The organism is Flavobacterium sp. (assembly GCF_965277525.1).
GTDB lineage: Bacteria > Bacteroidota > Bacteroidia > Flavobacteriales > Flavobacteriaceae > Flavobacterium.
On the sequence record NZ_CBDIDC010000005.1, the window covers coordinates 1,581,507 to 1,602,465 of the forward strand.

21 protein-coding genes are annotated in these 20,959 nt (G+C 33.2%); 11 read left to right on the forward strand and 10 right to left on the reverse strand.

Translation table 11 applies throughout. From position 1 onward, the window contains the following. The first annotated feature begins 12 nt into the window (after positions 1-12). Positions 13-2,190 (forward strand): TonB-dependent receptor domain-containing protein, encoded by a 2,178-nt coding sequence (locus ACQY44_RS15200; RefSeq protein WP_428231166.1) that lies wholly within the window; start codon positions 13-15, stop codon positions 2,188-2,190. Positions 2,191-2,199: 9 nt separating this feature from the next. Here ACQY44_RS15200 and ACQY44_RS15205 read toward each other — a convergent pair whose 3' ends face one another. The 4 genes from ACQY44_RS15205 to ACQY44_RS15220 form a co-directional block, all read right to left on the reverse strand. Further along, complete coding sequence (locus tag ACQY44_RS15205) at positions 2,200-4,353, reverse strand: peptidase domain-containing ABC transporter (RefSeq protein WP_428231167.1); 2,154 nt, start codon at positions 4,351-4,353, stop codon at positions 2,200-2,202. 7 nt (positions 4,354-4,360) lie between these two features. Next, complete coding sequence (locus ACQY44_RS15210) at positions 4,361-4,882, reverse strand: peroxiredoxin family protein (protein ID WP_428231168.1); 522 nt, start codon at positions 4,880-4,882, stop codon at positions 4,361-4,363. A 154-nt stretch (positions 4,883-5,036) separates the two neighbouring features. Further along, positions 5,037-5,669: a hypothetical protein gene (locus ACQY44_RS15215; RefSeq protein WP_428231169.1), complete on the reverse strand. Its 633-nt coding sequence runs from the start codon at positions 5,667-5,669 to the stop codon at positions 5,037-5,039. 199 nt (positions 5,670-5,868) lie between these two features. Beyond that, positions 5,869-6,066 carry a hypothetical protein gene (locus ACQY44_RS15220; protein ID WP_428231170.1) on the reverse strand — a complete coding sequence of 66 codons (198 nt, stop codon included), beginning with the start codon at positions 6,064-6,066 and terminating at the stop codon, positions 5,869-5,871. A gap of 147 nt (positions 6,067-6,213) precedes the next feature. Here ACQY44_RS15220 and ACQY44_RS15225 point away from each other — a divergent pair, with 147 nt between their 5' ends. Further along, positions 6,214-6,567 carry a helix-turn-helix domain-containing protein gene (locus tag ACQY44_RS15225; RefSeq protein ID WP_428231171.1) on the forward strand — a complete coding sequence of 118 codons (354 nt, stop codon included), beginning with the start codon at positions 6,214-6,216 and terminating at the stop codon, positions 6,565-6,567. A 74-nt stretch (positions 6,568-6,641) separates the two neighbouring features. Here the strand turns inward: ACQY44_RS15225 and ACQY44_RS15230 are convergent, their stop codons facing one another. Next, the gene (locus tag ACQY44_RS15230) at positions 6,642-7,904 is read right to left on the reverse strand and encodes an aspartate kinase (protein ID WP_428231172.1); all 1,263 of its coding nucleotides are present in this window, start codon (positions 7,902-7,904) and stop codon (positions 6,642-6,644) included. Positions 7,905-8,161: 257 nt separating this feature from the next. After that, positions 8,162-8,635 carry an N-acetyltransferase family protein gene (locus tag ACQY44_RS15235; RefSeq protein ID WP_428231173.1) on the reverse strand — a complete coding sequence of 158 codons (474 nt, stop codon included), beginning with the start codon at positions 8,633-8,635 and terminating at the stop codon, positions 8,162-8,164. Positions 8,636-8,899: 264 nt separating this feature from the next. Here ACQY44_RS15235 and fbp point away from each other — a divergent pair, with 264 nt between their 5' ends. Beyond that, positions 8,900-9,907 (forward strand): class 1 fructose-bisphosphatase, encoded by a 1,008-nt coding sequence (gene fbp, locus ACQY44_RS15240; RefSeq protein ID WP_428231174.1) that lies wholly within the window; start codon positions 8,900-8,902, stop codon positions 9,905-9,907. 123 nt (positions 9,908-10,030) lie between these two features. On the opposite strand, the gene ACQY44_RS15245 is transcribed toward fbp, so the two are convergent. Then, positions 10,031-10,462, reverse strand: coding sequence for a TerB family tellurite resistance protein (locus ACQY44_RS15245; RefSeq protein WP_428231175.1), 432 nt, complete (start codon positions 10,460-10,462; stop codon positions 10,031-10,033). Positions 10,463-10,631: 169 nt separating this feature from the next. On the opposite strand from ACQY44_RS15245, the gene ACQY44_RS15250 reads away from it, so the two are divergent. The 5 genes from ACQY44_RS15250 to ACQY44_RS15270 all read left to right on the forward strand — a co-directional run bounded on the left by ACQY44_RS15250 (position 10,632) and on the right by ACQY44_RS15270 (position 14,013). Then, positions 10,632-11,225, forward strand: a complete 594-nt coding sequence (locus ACQY44_RS15250; protein WP_428231176.1) for a HupE/UreJ family protein — start codon at positions 10,632-10,634, stop codon at positions 11,223-11,225. Between the two features lie 5 nt (positions 11,226-11,230). Then, entirely contained in the window at positions 11,231-11,662 is a 432-nt protein-coding gene (locus ACQY44_RS15255) for a deoxycytidylate deaminase (RefSeq protein ID WP_428231177.1), read from the forward strand. Next, positions 11,663-13,240: a S41 family peptidase gene (locus ACQY44_RS15260; protein WP_428231178.1), complete on the forward strand. Its 1,578-nt coding sequence runs from the start codon at positions 11,663-11,665 to the stop codon at positions 13,238-13,240. It begins immediately after the preceding gene. A gap of 18 nt (positions 13,241-13,258) precedes the next feature. Continuing rightward, positions 13,259-13,624: a nuclear transport factor 2 family protein gene (locus ACQY44_RS15265; protein WP_428231179.1), complete on the forward strand. Its 366-nt coding sequence runs from the start codon at positions 13,259-13,261 to the stop codon at positions 13,622-13,624. A 77-nt stretch (positions 13,625-13,701) separates the two neighbouring features. Continuing rightward, the gene (locus ACQY44_RS15270) at positions 13,702-14,013 is read left to right on the forward strand and encodes a hypothetical protein (protein WP_428231180.1); all 312 of its coding nucleotides are present in this window, start codon (positions 13,702-13,704) and stop codon (positions 14,011-14,013) included. Positions 14,014-14,371: 358 nt separating this feature from the next. Here the strand turns inward: ACQY44_RS15270 and ACQY44_RS15275 are convergent, their stop codons facing one another. From ACQY44_RS15275 to ACQY44_RS15285, 3 genes are all read right to left on the reverse strand, one after another. Further along, positions 14,372-14,977, reverse strand: a complete 606-nt coding sequence (locus ACQY44_RS15275; RefSeq protein WP_428231181.1) for an FAD-dependent oxidoreductase — start codon at positions 14,975-14,977, stop codon at positions 14,372-14,374. A 1-nt stretch (position 14,978) separates the two neighbouring features. After that, complete coding sequence (locus tag ACQY44_RS15280; RefSeq protein ID WP_017496183.1) at positions 14,979-15,179, reverse strand: hypothetical protein; 201 nt, start codon at positions 15,177-15,179, stop codon at positions 14,979-14,981. A gap of 107 nt (positions 15,180-15,286) precedes the next feature. Further along, positions 15,287-15,865 carry a MarC family protein gene (locus ACQY44_RS15285; RefSeq protein WP_428231182.1) on the reverse strand — a complete coding sequence of 193 codons (579 nt, stop codon included), beginning with the start codon at positions 15,863-15,865 and terminating at the stop codon, positions 15,287-15,289. Between the two features lie 308 nt (positions 15,866-16,173). Between ACQY44_RS15285 and ACQY44_RS15290 the strand changes: the two genes are divergently transcribed. The 3 genes from ACQY44_RS15290 (at position 16,174) to ACQY44_RS15300 (ending at position 20,719) form a co-directional block, all read left to right on the forward strand. Beyond that, positions 16,174-16,743 carry a DUF3109 family protein gene (locus ACQY44_RS15290; RefSeq protein ID WP_428231183.1) on the forward strand — a complete coding sequence of 190 codons (570 nt, stop codon included), beginning with the start codon at positions 16,174-16,176 and terminating at the stop codon, positions 16,741-16,743. Positions 16,744-17,079: 336 nt separating this feature from the next. Beyond that, complete coding sequence (locus ACQY44_RS15295; RefSeq protein ID WP_428231184.1) at positions 17,080-18,057, forward strand: ribonucleotide-diphosphate reductase subunit beta; 978 nt, start codon at positions 17,080-17,082, stop codon at positions 18,055-18,057. Positions 18,058-18,322: 265 nt separating this feature from the next. Then, positions 18,323-20,719, forward strand: coding sequence for a ribonucleoside-diphosphate reductase subunit alpha (locus tag ACQY44_RS15300; RefSeq protein ID WP_428231185.1), 2,397 nt, complete (start codon positions 18,323-18,325; stop codon positions 20,717-20,719). Positions 20,720-20,959: the final 240 nt, after the last annotated feature.

The following is a 20,959-nucleotide window of genomic DNA, read 5'->3' on the forward strand; positions in this document are numbered from 1 at the left end:
TCGTCACCAATCATGAGATTCCCAGTTACCGTTTTCATTTATATCTGTTATTTGATTCTTTATTCTACTTCAGCAAACGGACAATCTTCAAAACCAGTTCAGGAAAAGGAGGTAAGTGCCCCTAACGAGTTAAATGAAGTGGTCATTAAAAAACAGGCATCGTTAATAAAATATGCAGCAAATGGAACTATTGATGTGAATGTTGCCAATACACTGCTTTCGACAAGTAGTTCTGTTAGTGAATTATTGGGCAGGGTTCCGAATATTATTGTAGCCGAAGGACAAATAAGCGTTCTCGGAAAAGGCGAAGCTATTATTTATCTTAACGGAATATTGATCAATTACGAACGTTTCGCTGCAATTCCGGTTTCGCAGATTTTAAAGATTGAAGTCATCTCAAATCCATCCTCGAAATATGATGCCGAAGGGAAAGCCGTTATCAATATTATTACAAAACAAAATATCGAAAATGGCATAAAGGGAACAGCAAGTCAGCAAGTAACGGTTTCTAAATTTGCCGGAACAAGTACCAATACACTTCTTGATTTTAATTTTACCAAAGGAAAATTTTCTTTTATTACCAATTATGGATTGCAATTAGGGAAAGGCCGCGAATTGTTATATACGACCAGAACCAGGACAAATCCTGATGAGTATATGAGATCAGAATTAACGACAGACTGGAAAAGACAATTTAATAATTATTCTAATTTTGGATTTGGCCTGCAATATACTTTTTCTGAAAAAAGTTATATTTCACTGGCTTATAGCGGTAATATTGAAGATTTAGGAGGTGTTGTAGAAAGCAGAAATGGGATAGATACTAATTCAGGAAAAAGTTCTTATGCCACAGCTATTGCCAAAAATGATGTTTTACTGAACCAATTCATCAATCTAAATTACAATACCATCACAGACAGCAAAGGTTCGTCATTATTTATAGGATCTCAATATTCTAATTATAACGGAACTGTCAAAGATTTTATTGAAGAAAATAGTCTGGTCGATGCCATAAAAGACAGTAGATATTTGAAAAATAATGTGGGAAACACTATAAATATTCTTGCTGCACAAGCTGATTATTCAAAAAAAATAAACGAAAGCACAAAGCTCGAAGTGGGAGTAAAATGGAGTCATGCCAAAATAATATCAGGAACAGATTTTTTAATTGCAGATGAAGGAGATCTGAATTTTGAATTTGATAATCAACTTTCGAGTGATTTTAAATACACGGAAAAAATTAGTGCAGCTTATTTAAATTATGGAAGCACATTAGATGAAAGATTCAATTTTTCAGTTGGCGCAAGAGCCGAAAGAACCAATTATGATTTGTATACAAGTGCAAATGGAATTCAGAAATTTAATAAAAACTATACTAATTTTTTCCCGAACCTACTTTTGAATATGGATTTTTCGGAAAATTTAAAAACGCATTTTTCGTATGTTTCAAGGATCACCAGACCAAGATATCAGGCATTAAACCCATTTGTGATTTATCAGGACCCTTTTACAACCATAGAAGGAAATCCTAATTTATTACCTGAAAAGATACACGCTTTTGAAATTGGTGCTCTGTTTAGAAAAATTGATTTTAAAATAGGTTACACCTACAAATTTGATCCCATTTCCGGAGCTGCCCTGCGAGGCGATACCCCAAATAGTTATGTTTTACGATCGCTAAATCTCGAGAAAGAACATACTTTTTTTACCTCAATTTCCAAATCGTTTACAAACAAATGGTGGAGTTCTACCAATACCGTCAGTATGAATGTAAGTAAGGCTATTGATGATTTTTTTGAATACACATCCGGAGCAGTCAAACCTCAGATATATTTGTATTCGAATAATACATTTACCATTTCTGATTGGTTCAAAATACAATTATTAGCCTGGTATTTAGGCAATAAAAGTTACGGATTGCGCCACGATGATAGTAGATCGACAGTAACAATAGGAATAGAAAAAAACTTTTTTAAAGATGCCTTAAAGCTGAATTTTACCGCAAATGATCTCTTTCATGGTTTTAGGATTTCAGGCGATTATAACGTTGGGCAGACTGAAATTTATTATCATCGAACCTTTACAACACAGTACTTTAAACTCATTGCGACCTATAATTTTGGGAATTCAAAAAAGGCAAATTATAAAAAGACAGAGATGGAGCAAAGTGAGGATAGTAGGGCGAGGTAAAGGCAAAGCCTAATTAATATTCCAATATTCACTGTAGAAATTAGTAGTTTCCATGAGTCTTTGATGATTTCCTGATGCTGTGATGGTTTTATCTTCTAAAATATAAATAATGTCGACTGTATGTTTCAATTTATTTAAACGATGTGAAATAAATAGAATTGCACAATTAGGTTTTATTCTTTGAAATAAATTCATTGTGAAGTTTTCTGTATTTCGATCCATTGCAGAAGTAGCTTCATCCAGAATTAAAAATTGAGGTTTTTTATATAAAACCCTCGCTAAAGCAATGATTTGTTTTTGTCCTCCACTCAAATTGATGCCTTCTTCACCAAGAAGAGTGGCTAATCCTTGAGGTAATTGATTAAAATAATCTTCAAAGGCATATTCATGAATAAATTTTAAGACGTTTTCTACAGTGTCAATAGATCCTAATAGAATGTTATCAATTACGTTTCCATTGAATATTGTAATTTCCTGAGGGATCACTCCTAATAAATCTCTGTAACTTTTAAGTCCAACTTCGGGTAATTGATATTTATTATTTATTAGGATGTTTCCCTTTTCAAATTGATAAAACCGCTGTAATATTTGGCCTAAAGTACTTTTTCCACTTCCGCTTTCTCCAATAATTGCTATAAATTTCCCTTTTTCAATTTCTATATTTATATCATGAAAAAGTTCGCTTCTTCCAGCAAATCGAAAAGATAAGTTTTGAATTGAGATTTTATCAATTTGATAAATTTCTATTCCTTTTTCATTTTCTTTTTTTATAGATGCAAATTCATACATTCTGTTAAAAGCAATTTTAGCTTCGTTTATGGGAATTGAAATCAAAGCCAGATTTGCTATCGATGGTAATAAGGAACCCACAATTCCTAAGATAGCCATTAACTCTCCAATTTTAATTTCATTATTAAATACTTGAATTGATGTATACACTAAAATTCCAATCGAAAAAATAACATTGGCTAAACCAGATTGCCATGATAAGGAGATGTTTATTTTCCCTAAATTGAATATTTTCTCTTGATAATTGTCAAAAATATGCTCATTTAATTTGTTGAAAAAAGGTTGTTTATTGTCTATTTTGATAGTCGCAATTCCATGAATAGTGTTAATGTAATTAGTCTCATTAGAGGCATAGCTCTTCATAACTTCCTTTTGAGACGTCATTATATCTTTATTATTTCGATAAATGATGAAAAAATAAACGGGTAAGCTTAATATAGAAATCATACCCAATTGCCAGGAATATGCAAAAAGGAAAATTAAAGAAATTATTGAAACCAAAACATCAATTACTAATGAGCTTGAGAGCAACCTGATCACACCTTGTATTCTTTGAGTATCATTTAATCTTGCCACAAGTTCTCCCGTTTTTCGGGTGTCAAAAAAAAGCTTGGGTAATTGTAATAGTGAAAAGAAAAAAGAACTGTTGATCCTGTTATTAAAATCCTTTGATTGCTTTAATAGAAAGTATTGTCTCAAAATACCAATTCCAACCCGGGCAAATAATAAAATAGCTAACATTGAAATACCCGAAACTAGTTTTTTGATATTATGTGATGGTAGAATATCATCTATTAACTTTTGAGAAAAAAGAGCCATCGACATTCCTAGTCCGGCAATAAAAACACCTAGTAAAACCGAAATCCAAATTAGCTTATAATCTTCTTTTATTAAATCTAAGAACCATTTTTTCTGATTGTTTTGTTGCATTTTTTGAGTAACAAAATTGGCATTAGTTTCCAGTGTTAAGCAAGTTTTAGAAATCCATATTTTTTCCAATTCTGCAATACTTAAAGTAGAAATTCCTTTTGCCGGATCCCCAATTAAAAAACCTTTTTTCTCATTGTATTGGTAACAAACAACATAATGCTGTAATCGATTCTCGATCGAAACATGTAAAATAACGGGCTGTTTATGATCAATTAATGCCTGAATATCGGCTTCACAGCCTTCTGCTGTAAAACCTAACTGATTAGCAGCTTGGTATAAACCTAACATAGTTGCACCTTCTTTAGTTGTGCCACTTATTTCTCTTAACTTTTCAAGTGATTGGTTTCCATGATTTAATTTTATAATTGACAACAGACATGCAACACCACAATCTGATTGGTCTAATTGCAGTACATATGTTTTTTCGATATGCTTTAGATTCATTGTAGTTTTATTCTTGATTCATTTTTTTTAGCAAAGTTGTTACTTTTGTCTGTCCTTTAATTTTCTCAATTAGTTTTTTATTTTTGTCATAAAGTATTAAACATGGTAAAGTACTTACATCAAAAGTAGAAGCGAAAGTAACTTTGTCATCACATAAAAAATGAATGTTATCATAAGTTATTAGTTGATGATTTTGAGCAAATTTTTTGATTAATTCTGGTTTCTCAAGCGATATAAATATCAATTGACTCTCATAGAAGTCATCTATATTTTCTTTTATCATTTGAGCTTCTTCATTGCAATACTCGCATTCTGTATTAAAATAAATAAAAATTGTATTAGTTCTATCTTTTAGGTTTTGATTGGTGAAAATCCCACCTTTTGTATTTTTGTAAGAAAATTTAGGAATGGTTTTTATATTTTGATTTATTTCATTTTTATGATCTATTTTAGATGTTATTTGATAAGCATAAAAAAGTAGAAGAATTATGAATGATGATATAAATGTTTTTTTAAATAATTGCTTCATTTTTTTGTTTTTAGTTGAATACCATTACTGTAATAATAATAGGAGTCACCGAGATAAAATTCTTAATAGAACTTCACAGTAAATTAAATAATTTATGATATAAATTGTCGTTATTATATAGTGTAGAATAAAAGGATTTTCTAAATTTTGATATTTACGAATAATTAAGTGTAAAAAACATAACGGTAGTTACCCATAATAGCAGAGCTGATCCATAGCTATAAGTTACTATTTTCAATCCTGTATCCATATTGGTCTCAATTTCTTTCCCAATAAAATAGGCAAGAATAAGCCAGTATGCCAATTCGAATAGGTTAAGTGTTTGAAAAGGATATATATACCAAAGCTCTAACCCTTTGTAACCTGTAATGTTTAATGCCGATAATGGATAAAAATACTGAATGTCCTCCAAGTCATATTTTGTTTGAAAAAAATAAAACCATACGACTTTTACAATAGGTACTAATAAAAAAACAAATTCGGCTTTAATTACAATATTCCATAATGATTTATATGTGACTTCTTTTTGGCTTAAAAAATAAGCTCCTATATATAATACAATAGTGATTATGCTTGTTTTGATTATAATGTGTATTGGGATAAATAAGTAAGAAACCCACTTCCATTTATTCTGAAATTCAAAAAAATGATTTAATTGTTCAAAACTAAGATTTTCTGCCATTGTATCGTAAAGTAGTTTGTCAATGTCTAGAATCATTTTTGTAATTTCAGAAATCGAGATTAAAACAGCTGAAAATAGCAGGCATTTGATAACAGGATGCTTCATTTTTATTGTAAATTTTTAAATAACCTCCTATGAGTTTTTTACTTAATTAAAGCGATTGTGAATATGATAAAAAGTGTTCTCAAAATAAGTTTATCTTGAGAACACTTTTATACATCATTATTTTTTGTTTAAAAATCTATAACCTAATGCGATTATTATAATAACCATTGTTGCAGTCAAAGCCGAGTTATTCATGATTTTATTCGATTGCCATTTCATCAGTTAGAATCATTCTTTCAGATGTTGTTAAAAAACATGCAAGGGTAGTTAGTCCTCCTACAAGTGGATTGAAACCTGAAGCAATTCCAGCAGCTAAACCATAGACGCCACAACCTACTTGTCGGGATGTTAATCCACCTTTTAAATTTTCCATTTGATCTAATTCTAGTTTTTTCATAATATTTAATTTAAGATTAATAATTAATTTATATTACAAATCTATTTATAGTTTTATAAAAATATAAACCTAAAATCGGTTATTTTAAATCTGTATTCGGGATATTGCAAAATATTTCTTACGTTTACTGGCGTAAAAATGTTAATTATGAATAAAATTATAGGAAATAAGCTTAAAGAATTGCGACGGTCTAAAAATCTGTCACAAGAGCAAGTGGCAGATTTTTTACATATATCATTATCTGCATATTCAAGAATGGAAAGAGGAGAAAGCACTTCCTGGGCCAATCATTTTAATAAAATCTGTGAGATTTTTGAAATAACTCCGGAAGATTTGGTGAGGAAAGAATCGAAATCTTTGCTAAGTGATAATTTGGTGAGTGAACAACGTTTTACTGAAATTGCGATGCTTAGTGTTTACAGAAAAATAATAAAACGATATGAACTACAGATAGAAGATTTAAAAATTATTATCAAGAACCTGAATAAGGGAAAGAACTAAAACAAAAAGCCTCACCAATAAGTGAAGCCTTTCCGTATATAGTTGAATTAAATAATTAACTTAATAAAAAAGATTTAATTATTAATCTCTTTCGTAACAATTTGCATGGTCTCGCGGCTTACTTGTTTTAGTAAAACCACTTTATTGTCTTCGACAGTTTCTGCTGCCTGTTCTGTAAAGTGACGAATCGTATATAATGTTACATTTTCATTAAAATCTACTTTGAATTTTTTCGAAAGTAGGGCATTCAATTCGCTGAAGTTTTCAAATTTATCCTCTACACAAACAGAAAAACTAATAGCAGAATTCTGGATCAGATTTACTTTTATCTTGAATTCGTGAAACAAAGCAAAAATCTCGCTGATGTTCTCTTCCATAATAAAAGAGAAATCTATTGATGAAAGCGAAATCAAAAGCTGGTTTCTCTTCACAATAAAACAAGGATATTGTGGTTCAAGATCAACACCTTTAGAAACACAAGTTCCTTTTAGTAATGGGTTGATAAACGATTTCACGTATAACGGAATCTCTTTTTTCTGTAAAGGCTGCAAAGTTTTTGGGTGAATAACCGTTGCACCGTAAAAAGCCAATTCGATCGCTTCACGATACGAAATCTGGTTTAATAAACTCGCATTTTCAAAATAACGCGGGTCAGCGTTCATTACCCCCGGAACGTCTTTCCAGATGGTTACACTTTCGGCATTTAAACAATAAGCAAAAATTCCAGCCGTATAATCAGAACCTTCACGTCCTAAAGTGGTAGTAAAGTTATTTTCATCAGCACCTAAAAAACCTTGTGTGATGTTTAGGATTTTACGTTTTACATTTTTGCTGATCAATTGCTGAGTCGTTTCCCAATCTACTTCGGCATCTCTGTAATTCGCATTTGTTTTAATGAAGTTACGAACATCAAGCCATTGCGTCTGAATACCTCTATAGTTCATATAATGACTTAAAATAGTAGTCGAAATCAATTCTCCAAAACTCACAATCTGATCGTAAACAAAATTGTAATTAGGAGATTTATTATGTGCCAGGAAATATTCTAATTCAGAAAACTGAGCTTTTACCGCGGCAAAAACCTCGTGGTTTTCATCCTCAAATAAATCCAATAAGATCTGATTGTGATATTTCTTAATTTCCTGTACAGATAAATTTAACTCAGTCGATTTATCAAAATAATTCTTGATTACAACTTCAAGAGCATTTGTCGTTTTTCCCATCGCCGAAACGACCAAAATTACATCTTCATAACCTACTTTTTGTAAAACGTCGTATACGTTTTTAATTCCATCAGCATCTTTAACTGATGCACCACCAAATTTAAATACTCTCATTTTCTATATGCTGCTATTTTTTATAAAATTCCAATTTTTTAAGTTCCAAATTCCAATTGATTGGGATTGTAGAGACGCACGGCAGTGCTTCTTTTTTTCTGCCACAGATTAAAATGATTTTCACTGATTTTTTTGCCACGAATTACACGAATTTCCACTAATTAATTTGTGTTAATTCGTGGCAAAGAAGACAAAGATTTTAAAATCATTTTGATCCTGATATCCCGATAGCTATCGGGAGTGGCAAAATATTTTCCTTATAATTTTTCTAAAAACGAATTAATTCCTGCTTCGTCCATTTGAACCACTCTCCATTCTTCAAGAATTTTGGCTCCTGAGTTCTCATAGAATTTTACGGCAGGAGTATTCCAGTCCAGAACATTCCAGTCTATTCTTCGCACATTATCTTTTTTTCCTTGTTTCATGATTTCAGCATAAAGTGCAGATCCTAAACCGGTCCCGCGCATTTTGTCTTTTACAATCAGGTCTTCAAGATGTATGGTTTTTCCTTTCCAGGTAGAATAGCGGTAATAGTACAATGCGATTCCAACAATTTCTTCTTCTACTTCTGCAACAAAAACATGAAATAACGGGTTTTCACCAAAACCATCACGCACTAAATCATCAACAGTAATCACAACCGCTTCCGGTTCTTTTTCGAATATTGCCAACTCCTGTATTAATCCCAAAACCGATTCCATATCTTCAGGATTTCCTTTTCTAATATTCATATTCTATAAAATTTTATTTTAGTCCTAAATATACTATTACCACTTTTAATTTAAAAATTTGTTTGTACGAATTTCTTGTAAGGGCAATTCATATATTCTTATTATTAAGCGTTTATTAGCTAAAAATGTATTTTTTTATTCGGTACTTCCTGTCTTTAATTAGCAAATATACAATAGTGGCAAACTAACAAAATAATTTTTGAATCATTCTCACAAAAAAAGCGATATTTGTGACTTATAATCAAAAACTACAACGATATAGTAATGGAAGAACGCAATAAAACACTAGGAGAGTTTATTATTGAGAACCAAAAAGCATTTCAGTATTCGTCGGGAGAGCTTTCCCGAATTATTAACTCTATACGTTTGGCGGCGAAAGTCGTGAACTATAAAGTCAACAAAGCCGGATTAGTGGATATTATTGGCGCTGCAGGCGAACAAAATATTCAGGGAGAAGACCAGCAAAAATTAGATGTGTATGCCAACGAAGTATTTATTCAGACGTTAATAAACCGTGAGATTGTCTGTGGTATTGCTTCAGAAGAAAACGACGAATTTATTACTGTCAAGGGGAGCGACAACAGTAATAATAATAAGTACGTAATCTTAATGGATCCGCTTGACGGATCCTCGAACATTGATGTAAATGTTTCTGTGGGAACTATTTTTTCTGTTTTTAGAAGAATTACACCACTTGGAACTCCGGTAACCAGCGAGGATTTTTTACAACCGGGAATCAATCAGGTAGCAGCAGGATATGTAATCTACGGAACATCTACTATGTTGGTGTACACCACAGGTCATGGCGTAAATGGTTTTACACTGAATCCGGCTATCGGAACTTTTTACTTGTCACATCCTAATATGAAATTTCCGCAAAACGGAAATATCTATTCGGTTAACGAGGGAAATTATGTTCATTTTCCACAAGGTGTAAAAAATTACATTAAATATTGTCAAAGAGAAGAAGAGGACAGACCCTATACTTCAAGATACATTGGAAGTCTGGTGTCCGATTTTCATCGAAATATGATCAAAGGCGGCATCTATTTGTATCCAACAAGTGCAAAAGCACCAAAAGGAAAGTTGCGCCTGTTATATGAATGCAACCCAATGGCCTTTATAGCGGAACAGGCAGGTGGAAAAGCAACAGATGGTTTTGGAAGAATTATGGAAATTCAGCCAACAGAACTGCATCAAAGAGTTCCTTTTTTCTGCGGAAGTTATAATATGGTCGAAAAAGCGGAGCAATTTATGGCCGAAGCTAATTAGTTTTCAGTCGCAGTCACAGTTTTCAGTCTCAGATTGAGCTATAAATAGAAACCCGACAAATTTTTTAAAATCTGTCGGGTTTATTTATTTATTTACGTTAGTAACTGTAAACTGAATACTTTCTTACTTGTTCATATTTTCCATTTCGAAAAGGAAAGTATCTAAGTCTACTTTTTTATCTACTAAAGACAATGCTTTTCTAACAATATAATTTACGTTTCCGGGAGTAAATCCTAAAGCCAATCCCATTCTGGTTAACATGACCTCTTGTTGATCCCCTAAATGGTGGTCTACGTGAACCATTCTTGACAAATCATACAAACGCTCTAAACGTTGTGTATATAAATAAGGTGGGTTTATTGGATGTTTCCATGGATCCTGAAGGATTTCCTTGTATTCGTCTTCTGAAATTTGTAATGTTGAAGCTATTTTATCTAAAAATGTTTGTTCTTCGTCATTAATTTTTCCGTCAGCGAAAGCTACACGAACAATTGCAGAGAAATGGCCTCTGTTTCTTTCTTTGAATTCGTTATCAAATAATTCTGAAAATGGCATAATTTGTTGATTTTTATACGGCAAAGATAAATTTTATTTTAAATTATTAATTTTAATTTTCTCATAAATTTTAACTTATCAATATTCATTGATTTAATCTGGGACCACATTAATTTTTCAAAATAAATCGTAAGTTTACACCCCCTAATCATTTAATAGTAGTACCCGTATGTCAGAATTTTGGATTTATTTTCAAATAGGATTAAAGCACGTTTTAGATATTCACGCTTATGATCACGTTCTTTTTTTAATCGCATTAACAACCCCTTATTTGTTCAAAGACTGGAAACGCATTTTGCTTTTAGTATCTGTTTTTACAATTGGTCATACCTTAGCTTTATTGCTTTCCGTTTACGGAATCATTGCTATAAAAGTAAATACAGTTGAGTTTCTAATTCCGATTACAATCTTGATCACGGCGGTTTTTAATCTCTTTACAGCAGGTAAAACATCAAAAAGTGATGGTTTGAATTTAGTGTTTTTTGTAACCCTGTTTTTTGGGATAATACACGGACTTGGATTTTCTAATTATTTCAAAACTATTTTAGGAGGATCACCTAGTTCAAAATTACTACCTTTAGGCGAGTTTGCGTTAGGAATAGAAGCTGCTCAGTTAGTTGTGGTGTTTGTGGTTCTGATAGTATCCTATATTGTACAAACCGTATTTCGTTTTTCAAAACGCGATTGGGCACTTGTAATGTCGGCTTTTATTATAGGAGTAGTAGTGCCGATGATTATCGAAAGCCCAATTTGGAACAGATAAAATAAATGGAAGAAAAAAAATTAAATAAATACGATAAGGCTTATTTGAGAATTGCCAAAGAATGGGGCGCGCTGTCCTATTGCAAACGAAAACAAGTAGGCGCCATTATCGTAAAAGACCGAATGATTATTTCCGATGGATACAATGGAACGCCATCCGGTTTTGAAAATTGCTGCGAAGACGAAGACGGATTAACACGCTGGGATGTGCTTCATGCCGAAGCAAATGCGATTCTTAAAGTAGCCAGGTCAACACAGTCATGTGAAGGCGCTACTTTATATATTACACTTTCGCCCTGCAAAGAGTGCAGCAAACTAATCCACCAGTCGGGCATAAAAAGAGTGGTGTATCAAAACGGATATCGGGATGATTCCGGAATTCAATTTTTAATAAAAGCAGGTGTCGAAGTCGAACATATTCCTGTTTTAGAAGAGTAAATGAAATTTAATTCAAAATATTTGCCAATCATTATCGGAGCGACTTTTGCTCTGGGAATAGTCTTAGGAAGTATCATGCATGCTCCCGTGGATGATCAGCTTTTGGCTAAAAATTACTCGAAAACCAAGCTGAATAAACTCATTGATTTTATCAATAATGAATATGTTGACAGCATCAATACAGATTCTATTGTAAACCTCACAGTAGACAATATTTTATCAAAATTAGATCCTCATTCGGTTTATATTCCGCCAACAGAACAAGCTGAGGTTGCCGAAAGCATGAAAGGTGATTTTGTAGGAATCGGAATCAATTTTTATATGTATAAAGATTCTGTTGCCATTATAAAACCTGTCGAAAACGGACCTTCGGCGAAAGCCGGAATAAAATCAGGAGACCGAATTCTATTTGCAGGGAAAACCAAATTGTTTGGCAGAAGATTGCCATCAGACAGCTTGTTTTCGAAATTAAAAGGAATTAAAGGTTCGGAAATTGAATTGACTGTTTTTAGAAAATCAGAACAAAAGAAACTCAAGTTTAAAGTAAAACGGGATATTATCCCGATAAAAAGTGTTGATGCCTCTTTATTGCTCGACAGTAAAACCGGTTACATAAAAATTAACCGTTTTGCCGAAACGACTTATAATGAATTCAAAACAGGCTTAACACGATTAAAACAAAAAGGGATTGAATCTCTAATTGTTGACCTTCGCGATAATGGCGGCGGTTATATGGAAGAAGCTATTGCAATTGCGGATGAGTTTCTGAAAGACAAACAATTGATTGTTTTTACCAAAAATAAAAACGGAACCACCGAAAAAATATTTGCTACAAAAGCAGGAAGTTTTGAAACCGGAAAAGTCTATGTTTTAATCAACGAAAATAGTGCCTCAGCAAGCGAGATCCTCGCCGGGGCAATTCAGGATAGTGATCGCGGCACTATTGTAGGGCGACGTTCTTTTGGGAAAGGATTGGTGCAACGCGAGATGGATTTTAACGATGGATCTGCAGTGCGGTTAACCGTGGCAAGATATTATACGCCTACCGGAAGATCGATTCAAAAGCCATATAAAAAAGGCAACGAGGAATATTTTAAAGAATCAGAATCCCGTATTAAATCCGGTGAACTTTATGCAAAAGACAGCATTAAAGTAGCCGATTCTTTGAAATTTAAAACGCCAAAAGGAAAAATTGTATACGGCGGCGGCGGAATCGTTCCGGATGTGTTTGTGCCAATAGAAGCAGAACACGGAAATGAAAATGTAGCCTATCTGATGCAAACCGGAATTGTTGGCCATTTTGTTTTTGAAGAATTGGATAAAAACAGAGAGGCTTTTAAAGATCTTCATTTTAATGAATTTTTGGCGAAGATGAAAAGTTCAGATGTTTATTTTAAAAAGTTTAGAACCTATATTTTAATGACAGGTTTAGACCTGAAATTAGACAAAACCAAAGCTTTGGTAAATCGTTATATTACAGCAGAATTTGCCAGACAACTGTATGGCGAATTGTATTATTATGATGTTATCCTGAAAGAAGATGCGATGATTAAAGCTGTTTTGAGTCCAAAAAAGTAATCCCTAATTTTGTATCAGATGAAAATAGAATCTATTGTAAATGCTGAAATCGAACTTCTGACAGCTATTAAAAATGCAGATGTTCCAACTCTGGATAAAATGCTGCACGATGATTTACTTTTTAATTTACCGGACGGACAAACCATCACAAAAGAGGTGGACTTAGAATCGTATCGTTCCGGAAAAATGAAAATCGAAACATTAGAAGCTGCAGACCAAATTATTAATGTAATTGAGGATACGGCAGTGGTGAGTGTGATTGTATTATTGAAAGGCAGTTATGATAATAATGCAATTGCCAATTCATTTCGTTATATAAGAGTCTGGAAACAATTCGGCGAAAGCCTAAAAGTAATTGCCGGAAGTTGTATTGCTCTACAATAAAATAATAATAATTTAAAACAGAACTTGGCGCACATGGCGTAAACCTTAGCGTACTTTGCGGTTAAACTATAAATAATATGAAAAATCTAAAAAAAATAAGTTTTCTACTAGTACTGATGACATTTGTAATTTCGTGTGCAACTATGAAAAAGGATAATACAGTCACAGGAAAAGTGGAATCAATAGAAAATGGGAAAGATGGTTATACGGCTAAAATCAATACCGATAAAAATGAGGTTTATTTTGCTGTAATCAGCATCGTAAATGTGGGAGGGCCACAAAACTACAAAAGGTTTAAAGAAGGCGATGAGGTTTCGTTAAAAGGAGAAATCTGGAAAACGGATACAGAAAAGCATATCACAGTAAAAGAAATCGTTTCTGTGAAGTAAGATCTGAAACATTAATTTTTTTTTTAACCATTAAGATATTAAGTTTATTAAGCTTGAATCTTGATGGTTTTTCTTTTTTACAATAGTAAGATTTGAAACGATAAGGTTTTAAGCCATTAAGATATTAAGTTTATTAAGCTTGATTCTTGGTGGTTTTTCTTTTTTAGAACAGTAAGATTTGAAACGGTAAAATTTTTAAGCCATTAAGTTTATTAAGTCTCAAAGCTTAATTTTCTTAATCTCTTAATGGTTCAATATATAAAAACTTATGTTTTTGATTTCGTTCGTAAATGACTAAATTTATTTCAGCCAAAGCTTAATTTTTCTTAATCTGCTAATGGTAAAAAATAAATAAATTTTATCGAATGCTATCGTGAGCATGAGTTTGTACGCCGTTATTCCATAAAGTAAGAATATCTGTGGCGACAGCAGCGCCACTTCCGGCAGCAATGGCCAATTGGCTTCTCCAGCCGGCTAAAGTTCCAATAACATAAATGCCATCGGCTACTTTATGATCGTCGTTTTTAAGCTGAATGCGTTGTTTTTCAGGAAGTGCTTTTTTATGGGGTTCAATGTATTGCATCAAACCTTCAATGTCAAAAGTATTGGCAGAACCAATGCCTACAACAATATTTTTGGTTGAATAAGAGTTTTTGTTTGTAGTAACCGTAAATTCAGGATAAGAACCTTCTACTTTAATTACTTTTTCATTAGAAATCTGAGTAATATGTGGGTAAGTCGCGACCAGATGCTGAGTACTTTCTGCAAGTATTTCAGATCCTAATTTACCTGGTGATATGCCATAAGCATTGTAGAAAATGGCTTCTTGCAAAGAAGAGCTTTTCTGATGTGTAAAAATTCCGATTTTTTTATCGGTAACAAAAGCTTTGTTTTTGGCAGATCCTAAAACGAGAGCACAAGATATGCCTGAAACGCCTCCGCCAATAATTAAAACGTCAAACATATTATCGTCCGTTTGTTTTCTCTTCAATTCTTTTGGAAATTCTAAAAATCAAAAGAATCAATACGGCACAAAATGAAGCTGCAATTCCAATAAAAGCAACTACACTGTCTCCCTGAAAAGGATTTTTGAAGTCTAGCAACGTAATATTAAAAACAATTAAAGCTAATGCTAAAAGCACTAAGATGGAAGTAAAGATTTTCATAATGGTTGTTTATTTGCCTAAAATAATAAAGTAAAACCTAAGATGTTAAAAAATATCTGCAAGTCGTATTTTAGAAATTTTATGGGGTAAATTTATAAAAATAAATGTTAGACAAACAAACCTTTAACATTAGCAGCAAATAATTTAACAGCAATGGCTAAAAGTATCACTCCAAATGTCTTACGAACCACACCAAGTCCGTTTTCTCCTAATAAAGTTTCGATTTTTTTTGAAGATTTTAAAACAATATAAACCAATATAATGTTCAATACTATTGCAATAATGATATTGATCGTATGAAATTGAGATCGGAGTGAAAGTAAAGTGGTCATAGTTCCGGCTCCTGCAATTAACGGAAACGCTAAAGGAACGATAGAAGCGGATCCCGGTTCTTCGTCACGATAGATTCTGATGCCTAAAATCATTTCTAAAGCCAGAAAAAATAATACAAACGAACCTGCAACAGCAAACGAGTGAACGTCAATGCCTATAAGACTCAGGAAACCTTCTCCAACAAAAAGAAACACAATCATAATAAGTCCGGCAACAATCGAAGCTTTCTCAGATTCGATATGTCCAACTTTAGATCTTAAATTCACAATAATCGGAATTGATCCTACGATATCAATTACAGCAAAAAGTACCATTCCGACAGTAATTATTTCTTTAAAGTCAATTTCTAGCATATTACTTTGATTTTAAGGGTTTAAAATTTTTGCAAAGGTAGATAATAAAGATAGGTGTTTTTTTAATACAATGTATTTTTGTTATAAAAACACGCTTTTTGTGTTTAAAAAGTGATATTTGTAACAAATGATAATTTAACCGTAAAGATTCGCAAAGATTTACGCAAAGTGCGCAAAGGATAAAAGGCGGATAAGGCTTTATGAATTTTTGAGTAAATCTTTGCGTGCCTTGCGGTTAAATATTTAAAGTGTTTTATCTGCTTTCTTTACCTATCTTTGCACTTTATAAATTTCAGTATTTTATTATCATGTTTCAATTAGGAAAAACCATTATTTCAGAAGATATTCTTGAAAAAGAATTTGTGTGCAACTTGTCAGCTTGTAAAGGAGCTTGCTGTGTTGACGGAGATGCCGGTGCGCCTTTAAGTGAAGCGGAAACTAAAATCCTGGAAGAAATTTACCCAAAAGTAAAACCATTTTTACGCAAAGAAGGAATTGCTGCTATCGAAGCACAAGGAACCTGGGTAAAAGGAACGGATGGTGATCTTGAAACGCCTTTAATCGACGAGAAAGATTGTGCTTACGTTATTTTTGACGGTAAAACCGCACTTTGCGGAATAGAGCAAGCCTATAACCAAGGAATCGTAGATTGGAAAAAACCGGTTTCTTGCCATTTATATCCAATCCGGGTAAAAGACTTTACGGAGTTTGCTGCGGTCAATTATGATAAATGGGATATCTGCGACGATGCTTGTTCTTTAGGAAAGGAATTAGAAGTTCCGGTCTATAAATTTGTCAAAGAAGCGTTAATTCGCCGCTTTGGTCAGGACTGGTATTTAGAACTTGAAAAAGTAGCCGAAGAGCTCAAAAAATCATAAAAATTTACGCGCCCCAGTTACCGCTTTACAAGGAAAGATTTTAACTCAAAAAATAAAGTTTTAACTCAAAAAAAAACTTTTAAAAACAATTGAAAATTTCTTGCTTTTTATTGTAAAAAGTCTATATTCTACGGGCTTTAAGGTTGTTTGTTGGCTTTTAAACCGTTCATTTACAATAAATTAATTATTGTCTGAAAAATATCTCATTTTTTCTCCGTTGTTAAAAACTACGCCGAATTGTGAATAAGTTTGGCTTTCATTTTTAGCGATAAATGACAATCTTTGTAGTCTATTGAATTAGTGAAAATTCAGTACAAAAATTAAACAAAAATTACCATGTCACAAGTCGAGCCAATATTACAAGAAAATAAAAATCGTTTCGTTATTTTTCCTATCAAACATCATGATATTTGGGAATGGTATAAGAAAATGGAAGCTAGTTTCTGGACGGCTGAAGAAATTGATTTGCACCAGGATTTGACAGACTGGAACAATAAATTAAGTGACGACGAAAGGTATTTTATTAAACACATCCTGGCATTCTTTGCCGCTTCTGACGGAATCGTAAATGAAAATCTGGCGGAGAACTTTGTAAACGAAGTGCAATATGCCGAAGCAAAGTTTTTCTATGGTTTTCAGATCATGATGGAAAACATTCATAGCGAAACTTATTCTTTATTAATTGACACTTACGTGAAAGATGAAGCAGAGAAAGCAGAATTATTTAATGCCCTAGAAGTTTTTCCTGCCATTAAGAAAAAAGCAGACTGGGCTTTAAAATGGATTGAATCTGATTCGTTTGCTGAAAGACTAATTGCTTTTGCTGCTGTTGAGGGTATTTTCTTTTCAGGTGCTTTTTGTTCTATTTATTGGTTGAAAAAACGTGGTTTAATGCCAGGTTTGACTTTTTCTAACGAATTGATCTCTCGTGACGAAGGTGTTCACTGTGACTTTGCAGTACACTTACACAATCATCACCTGATCAATAAAGTGCCAAAAGACAGAATTAAAGAAATCATTGTTGATGCTTTAGATATCGAAAGAGAATTTGTTACAGAATCACTTCCGGTAAGTTTAATAGGTATGAATGCTGTTTTAATGACGCAATACCTTGAATTTGTAGCGGATAGATTATTAGTAGAATTAGGTTGCGAGCGTGTGTGTGGATCAGCGAATCCGTTTGACTTCATGGACATGATCTCTCTTCAGGGAAAAACCAATTTCTTTGAAAAACGTGTTGCAGAGTATCAAAAATCGGGCGTAATGAACACAGATAGTGATGCTCAGAAAATTTCATTTGATGCAGATTTCTAGACAACAAGAATAAGGGTAACGTTACCTCGAAACGTTATAAAGAATAAAATTAACAACAGAACATTTTTTAAGATTGAATCTCTTCCCAAATCGCAGATTCAATGATAATTTTTAATGCTTTTTTGGTCTGTTTTTTAGACTGAAACGGGTAACTATTGAGAATCCTGCAATTCTCAAAAAATAATTTTAAAACACGCAATGTTTAAGTCCTGGAATTCGTTATTCCAGTGTCTTTCATTTTTTCAATAACTAAAATAGTAAGCTTATGTATGTAGTAAAAAGAGATGGCCATAAAGAGCCGGTAATGTTTGATAAGATTACAGAAAGAATCAAAAAATTGTGTTACGGTTTAAATGAACTTGTAGATCCTGTTAAGGTAGCCATGCGTGTTATCGAAGGATTGTATGATGGGGTTTCTACTTCTGAATTAGATAATCTTGCGGCAGAAACGGCGGCCTCTATGACGATTGCGCATCCGGATTATGCACAATTAGCAGCACGTATAGCAATTTCAAATCTACATTCAAATACTAAAAAGTCGTTTTCAGAAACGATGAAAGATATGTACCACTACGTAAATCCAAGAAATGGACAAGAAGCTCCATTACTTTCGGATGAAGTATTCAATGTAATTCAGGAAAATTCTGCGTTCTTAGATTCGCATATCATTTATACAAGAGATTTTAATTACGATTACTTTGGTTTCAAAACCTTAGAGCGTTCGTATTTGCTAAAAATAAACGGTAAAATCGTCGAAAGACCACAACATATGCTGATGCGTGTTTCTGTTGGTATTCACCTTGACGATTTAAAATCGGTGATTGAAACGTACGACTTAATGTCTAAAAAGTTCTTCACACACGCAACACCAACGTTGTTTAATGCCGGAACTCCAAAACCACAAATGTCTTCTTGTTTCCTTTTGGCCATGCAGGATGATAGTATTGATGGTATTTATGATACCTTAAAACAAACGGCTAAAATCTCGCAATCAGCGGGAGGAATTGGTCTTTCTATTCATAACGTTCGTGCAACAGGATCTTACATCCGTGGTACAAACGGAACTTCAAACGGAATCGTTCCAATGTTGAGAGTATTCAACGATACGGCTCGTTACGTTGATCAGGGTGGTGGAAAACGTAAAGGAAGTTTTGCGATTTATATCGAAACCTGGCATGCGGATATCTTCGAATTTTTGGATTTAAAGAAAAATACAGGAAAAGAAGAAATGCGTGCAAGAGATTTATTCTTCGCAATGTGGACTTCAGATTTATTCATGAGACGCGTACAGGAAGATACAACCTGGACGTTAATGTGTCCTAATGAATGTCCTGGATTATACGATGTTTACGGAGAAGAATTCGAAGCAATGTATCTTGATTATGAATTTAGAGGAAAAGGTAGAAAAACCATTCGTGCACGTGAGTTATGGGAAAAAATCCTGGAATCACAAATCGAAACAGGAACACCTTATATGTTGTACAAAGATGCAGCAAACCGTAAATCGAACCACAAGAACTTAGGAACAATTCGTTCGTCTAACTTGTGTACGGAGATTATGGAGTTTACTTCTAAAGATGAAATCGCAGTTTGTAACCTGGCTTCAATTTCATTACCAATGTTTATTGATAACGGAAAATTCGATCACGAAGCACTTTATAACGTTACAAAACGTGTAACCCGTAACTTAAATAAAGTAATCGACAGAAATTACTATCCGGTAAAAGAAGCTGAAAATTCTAACTTACGTCACCGTCCGGTTGGTTTAGGTGTTCAGGGATTAGCAGATGCTTTTATTATGTTGCGTATGCCGTTTACAAGTGATGAAGCAAAAGTATTGAACCAGGAAATTTTCGAAACATTATACTTCGCAGCCGTAACCGCTTCTATGGAAATGGCAAAAGAAGAAGGGCCATATTCTACATTCGAAGGCTCTCCAATGTCACAAGGAGAATTCCAATACAATATGTGGGGAATGAAAGATGAAGAATTATCTGGTCGTTGGGACTGGGCATCTTTAAGAAAAGAAGTAATGGAGCACGGAGTTCGTAACTCATTATTGGTTGCGCCAATGCCAACCGCTTCGACTTCTCAAATCCTTGGAAACAATGAAGCTTTCGAGCCATATACATCAAACATTTACACACGTCGTGTATTGTCTGGAGAATTTATCGTAGTAAACAAACACTTATTGCATGATTTAGTAGACAGAGGTTTATGGAATGAAACTTTGAAACAAGAAATTATGCGTCATAACGGATCAGTTCAAAATATTGATGTAATTCCGCAAGACCTGAAAGAATTATACAAAACAGTTTGGGAAATGTCGATGAAAGACATTATCGATATGTCACGTCAAAGAGGTTATTTTATTGACCAATCGCAATCATTGAACTTGTTCATGCAGGATGCCAACTATTCTAAACTAACGTCAATGCACTTCTATGCATGGCAATCAGGTTTAAAAACAGGAATGTATTACCTAAGAACAAAATCTGCGGTTGATGCGATTAAATTCACATTAAATAACGATAAAAAAGAAGAAGATGCTCCGGTAACTTTAGTTCCGGAAACAGAAGCAATCAGCGTTGAGGATTATAAAGCAATGCTTTTAAAAGCACAAGCAGCAGAGCCTGATGATTGTGAAATGTGTGGGTCTTAATTCTTGATTAGAATAAAGAGAATAGAATAAAGAGAAAAGATTTATATCTTTAATTTATAGAAAGCAGTTATTGTAATGATAGCTGCTTTTATTTTTTTAGGAGCTATTTACTTCGTCAGTTCACTTCATTCGTGTCCCGCTTTCCGTTTCAATCTTTTTATTTTTTAAAGAAAAAAATAAAAAGGATTTCCACTTCAATCGGGGCTAGGTATGATTAAAAAGAAAAATATGAAAAAACTA

Excerpts from the sequence above, each read along its gene's own strand:
- ACQY44_RS15255 (WP_428231177.1), top strand. The coding sequence starts at position 11,231 with ATGGAAGAAAAAAAATTAAATAAATACGATAAGGCTTATTTGAGAATT.
- ACQY44_RS15290 (WP_428231183.1), top strand. The coding sequence starts at position 16,174 with ATGTTTCAATTAGGAAAAACCATTATTTCAGAAGATATTCTTGAAAAA.
- ACQY44_RS15300 (WP_428231185.1), top strand. The coding sequence starts at position 18,323 with ATGTATGTAGTAAAAAGAGATGGCCATAAAGAGCCGGTAATGTTTGAT.
- ACQY44_RS15250 (WP_428231176.1), top strand. The coding sequence starts at position 10,632 with ATGTCAGAATTTTGGATTTATTTTCAAATAGGATTAAAGCACGTTTTA.
- ACQY44_RS15230 (WP_428231172.1), bottom strand. The coding sequence starts at position 7,904 with ATGAGAGTATTTAAATTTGGTGGTGCATCAGTTAAAGATGCTGATGGA.
- ACQY44_RS15205 (WP_428231167.1), bottom strand. The coding sequence starts at position 4,353 with ATGAATCTAAAGCATATCGAAAAAACATATGTACTGCAATTAGACCAA.
- ACQY44_RS15225 (WP_428231171.1), top strand. The coding sequence starts at position 6,214 with ATGAATAAAATTATAGGAAATAAGCTTAAAGAATTGCGACGGTCTAAA.
- ACQY44_RS15270 (WP_428231180.1), top strand. The coding sequence starts at position 13,702 with ATGAAAAATCTAAAAAAAATAAGTTTTCTACTAGTACTGATGACATTT.
- ACQY44_RS15285 (WP_428231182.1), bottom strand. The coding sequence starts at position 15,865 with ATGCTAGAAATTGACTTTAAAGAAATAATTACTGTCGGAATGGTACTT.
- ACQY44_RS15295 (WP_428231184.1), top strand. The coding sequence starts at position 17,080 with ATGTCACAAGTCGAGCCAATATTACAAGAAAATAAAAATCGTTTCGTT.
- ACQY44_RS15245 (WP_428231175.1), bottom strand. The coding sequence starts at position 10,462 with ATGCCATTTTCAGAATTATTTGATAACGAATTCAAAGAAAGAAACAGA.
- ACQY44_RS15220 (WP_428231170.1), bottom strand. The coding sequence starts at position 6,066 with ATGAAAAAACTAGAATTAGATCAAATGGAAAATTTAAAAGGTGGATTA.
- ACQY44_RS15275 (WP_428231181.1), bottom strand. The coding sequence starts at position 14,977 with ATGTTTGACGTTTTAATTATTGGCGGAGGCGTTTCAGGCATATCTTGT.
- ACQY44_RS15280 (WP_017496183.1), bottom strand. The coding sequence starts at position 15,179 with ATGAAAATCTTTACTTCCATCTTAGTGCTTTTAGCATTAGCTTTAATT.
- ACQY44_RS15200 (WP_428231166.1), top strand. The coding sequence starts at position 13 with ATGAGATTCCCAGTTACCGTTTTCATTTATATCTGTTATTTGATTCTT.
- ACQY44_RS15260 (WP_428231178.1), top strand. The coding sequence starts at position 11,663 with ATGAAATTTAATTCAAAATATTTGCCAATCATTATCGGAGCGACTTTT.
- ACQY44_RS15210 (WP_428231168.1), bottom strand. The coding sequence starts at position 4,882 with ATGAAGCAATTATTTAAAAAAACATTTATATCATCATTCATAATTCTT.
- ACQY44_RS15215 (WP_428231169.1), bottom strand. The coding sequence starts at position 5,669 with ATGAAGCATCCTGTTATCAAATGCCTGCTATTTTCAGCTGTTTTAATC.
- ACQY44_RS15265 (WP_428231179.1), top strand. The coding sequence starts at position 13,259 with ATGAAAATAGAATCTATTGTAAATGCTGAAATCGAACTTCTGACAGCT.
- ACQY44_RS15235 (WP_428231173.1), bottom strand. The coding sequence starts at position 8,635 with ATGAATATTAGAAAAGGAAATCCTGAAGATATGGAATCGGTTTTGGGA.
- fbp (WP_428231174.1), top strand. The coding sequence starts at position 8,900 with ATGGAAGAACGCAATAAAACACTAGGAGAGTTTATTATTGAGAACCAA.